A 2801-nucleotide genomic window follows, 5' to 3' on the forward strand; every position below is an offset into this window, starting at 1 on the left:
CCGCGCTCGATCGCGTCGGTGACGTGCCGGCGCACGACGTCGACCTGCGCCGGCATGGTCATCGGGCCGATGTCGCCGTCGGCGGTCACGGTGCTGACCCGCAGCTTCCGGGCGCCGGCGGTGACGGCGGCGACGAACTCGTCCGCGACGGAGTCCACGACGTAGACCCGCTCCACCCCCACACAGGTCTGGCCCGCGTTGGACATACCGCCCCAGACCGCGGCGTCCGCCGCGGCGGCCACGTCGGCGTCCGGGGCGACGATCAGCGGGTCCTTGCCGCCGCACTCGATCAGCACCGGCGTCAGCGTCTCCGAGGCCTCGGCCATCACCTTGCGCCCGGTCGCGGTCGACCCGGTGAACGCGATCTTGCCGATGCCCGGTGCCCGGCACAGCTCGGCGCCGGTCTGCCCGAACCCGGTGACGACGGTGAGCAGCGGGTGCGCCGCCGCCTCCGGGACCGCCTCGGCCAGCGTCCGGGCCAGCGCGACGCCGACGCCGGGGGTCAGCTCGCTGGGCTTGAACACCACGGTGTTGCCCGCGGCCAGCGCGTAGGCGATCGAGCCCATCGGGGTGAAGACCGGGTAGTTCCACGGCCCGATCACGCCGATCACGCCGAACGGGCGGTAGGCCAGCGTCGCGGCCTGGTTGGCCATCAGCAGGCCCGGCGCGACGCTCTTCTTCCTGAGCACACCCTCGGCGTTCTTGAGCGCCCAGTCCAGGTGGTCGATCGCGAGCACCAGCTCCAGGCGGGCGTCGTCGAACGGCTTGCCGGTCTCGGAGCGGACGACCTCGGCGAGCTGGTCGAGCTGGGAGACCAGCCGCTTGCGCCACGCCCCGAGGCGCGTGCGGCGCCCGGCGAAGCCCAGCTCCTCCCACCAGGTCGCGGCCTCGGCGGCCGAGGCGACGGCGGCGCGGACGTGCGCACCGTCGTGGATCGGGTGCCGCCCCACCTCGGCACCCGTGCGCGGGTCGAGGGAGGCGAACGTGGGCTGGGAGTCCGTGCTGGCGGGGGCTTCGGTGACGCTCACGCGCGCCACCCTAGGCCGAAGGGCGGGGTCCGACGGTGCCTGTCCTGGCCCACCCGAACCCCGGTGCGCGGCCGGCGGCTCAGAACAGGCGCAGATCCGTGCTCGTCATCCCGCGCAGGGCGTCGTAGTCGACGGTCACGCAGCGGATCCCGCGGTCGGTGGCCAGCGTCCGGGCCTGCGGCTTGATCTGCTGCGCCGCGTACACCCCGGCCACCGGGGCGAGCAGCGGGTCGCGGTTCATCAGCTCGAGGTAGCGGGTCAGCTGCTCCACCCCGTCGATCTCGCCGCGGCGTTTGACCTCGATCGCGACGTGCCTGCCCTCGACGTCGCGGCAGAGCAGGTCCACCGGGCCGATCGCGGTCATGTACTCGCGGCGGACCAGCGTGAAGCCCTCGCCGAGGGTCGTCGGGTGCGCGGCGAGCAGCTCCTGCAGGTGTGCCTCGACGCCGTCCTTGACCAGGCCGGGGTCCTGGCCGAGCTCGTGGCTGGAGTCGTGCAGCACCTCGTCGATGGTGATCACCAGCGACTCGTCGGCCTTGTTCTTGACGGTCCACACGCCGGGGGACTCGGACAGCCAGCACGGCGGCGTCATCCAGTTCAACGGCTTGTAGGCGCGGTCGTCGGCGTGCACGCTGACCGACCCGTCCGCCTTGACCAGCAGCAACCGCGGCGCCATCGGCAGGTGGGCGGTCAGCCGGCCGACGTAGTCCACCTGGCAGCGGGCGATGACGAGGCGCACCCGCGCCACTGTAGGGGGCGGCGCATCGCGTCTCACCGGTAGGCGTCGGAGCGGTGCACGACACCGACGACGGTCACCCGGTGCCGTTCCTCGTCGATCCGGTAGAGCACGCGATAGGTGCCGCGTCGGGCACTGTGCCGATCGTCGAGAGGTGGGCGGAGTCGCTTGCCGACCCGCTGCGGATTGTCGGGCAACGGCCCGACGACGAACTCGTGGGCGGCGAACGCAACGGACTCGGGAAGGTGCTCGGTCAGCTGCCGCCGCGCCGTGGGCGAGATGATGAGCTCGTACCGATCGGCGGTCATCGACCGGCGGTCACGTCGCGGCCCTGCGCAGGCGCATCGCCTCCGCGAGGTCCCGCTCCGTCTCGCCCTCGCCGCGCGCCAGCTCCGCGTCGGACGAGCTCAGCTGCCGGACGGCCGCGTCGTCGGAGAGGACCGCGATCGTCTCCTCGAGAGCCTCGATGTCCTCCGGCGACACGAGGATCGCCGACGGTCGTCCGTGCACCGTCACGGTGACGCGGTCGTGCTGCCGGCCGACCCGTCCGACCAGCTCCGACAGGTGCGCCTTGACCTCGGCCAGTGGCAGCGTCTCGCTCATGGTCACAAGTATGACCAGAACATGCCGGGTGTGCCACTGGTCCGGGCGCCCCTCCGGCCGTGGGTTCAGTCGCCTGCGTTGAGCTCCGCGATGCGACGGGCGGTCTCGGCCAGCCGCTCGCGCACCGCGGCCGGCTCCAGCACCTCCACCTCCGGGCCGAGCGAGAGCAGCTGACCGGCGATGACCTCGTCGCCCTCGGTCTCCAGCGTGACCAGCGACCAGCCGTCGTCCTGCTCCACGGCGTCCTCGACGGCCCGGTGCGCGGCCTCGGTGTCGGTGACCCGCGGGAGGCGGCGCAGCCCACCCGGCGAGAGCCGCAGCCGTACCGACGACCGCAGCAGCGACCCCTCGAACCGGCGCGCGCCCTGCGTCCAGTGCTCGGCCAGCGAGAAGCCCTCCGGCCGGTCGAACCTCGCGCCGGACGGCGCCGCCCC

Annotated in this window: 5 protein-coding genes; all 5 read right to left on the minus strand. The window is 73.2% G+C overall.

Annotated elements, in window-relative coordinates; genetic code table 11:
* A partial coding sequence (locus tag I4I78_RS31630; protein ID WP_374225959.1) for an aldehyde dehydrogenase family protein occupies positions 1–1037 on the minus strand: 1037 nt, incomplete at its 3' end.
* Positions 1038–1107: 70 nt separating this feature from the next.
* On the minus strand, positions 1108–1767 hold the full coding sequence (nucS, locus tag I4I78_RS31635; RefSeq protein WP_218615180.1) for an endonuclease NucS: 660 nt from the start codon (positions 1765–1767) through the stop codon (positions 1108–1110).
* 32 nt (positions 1768–1799) lie between these two features.
* On the minus strand, positions 1800–2072 hold the full coding sequence (locus I4I78_RS31640; protein ID WP_218615181.1) for a type II toxin-antitoxin system RelE/ParE family toxin: 273 nt from the start codon (positions 2070–2072) through the stop codon (positions 1800–1802).
* Between the two features lie 10 nt (positions 2073–2082).
* Positions 2083–2367, minus strand: coding sequence for a type II toxin-antitoxin system Phd/YefM family antitoxin (locus I4I78_RS31645; protein ID WP_218615182.1), 285 nt, complete (start codon positions 2365–2367; stop codon positions 2083–2085).
* Between the two features lie 65 nt (positions 2368–2432).
* The coding region (locus tag I4I78_RS31650; RefSeq protein ID WP_218615183.1) for a YafY family protein at positions 2433–2801 on the minus strand (369 nt) is incomplete at its 5' end.

The sequence above is a fragment of the Pseudonocardia sp. KRD291 genome, assembly GCF_019263595.1.
Lineage (GTDB): Bacteria > Actinomycetota > Actinomycetes > Mycobacteriales > Pseudonocardiaceae > Pseudonocardia.

Bases quoted from the DNA above. Each gene is read 5' to 3' on its own strand.
- I4I78_RS31640 (WP_218615181.1), bottom strand. From the start codon at position 2,072: ATGACCGCCGATCGGTACGAGCTCATCATCTCGCCCACGGCGCGGCGG.
- I4I78_RS31645 (WP_218615182.1), bottom strand. From the start codon at position 2,367: ATGAGCGAGACGCTGCCACTGGCCGAGGTCAAGGCGCACCTGTCGGAG.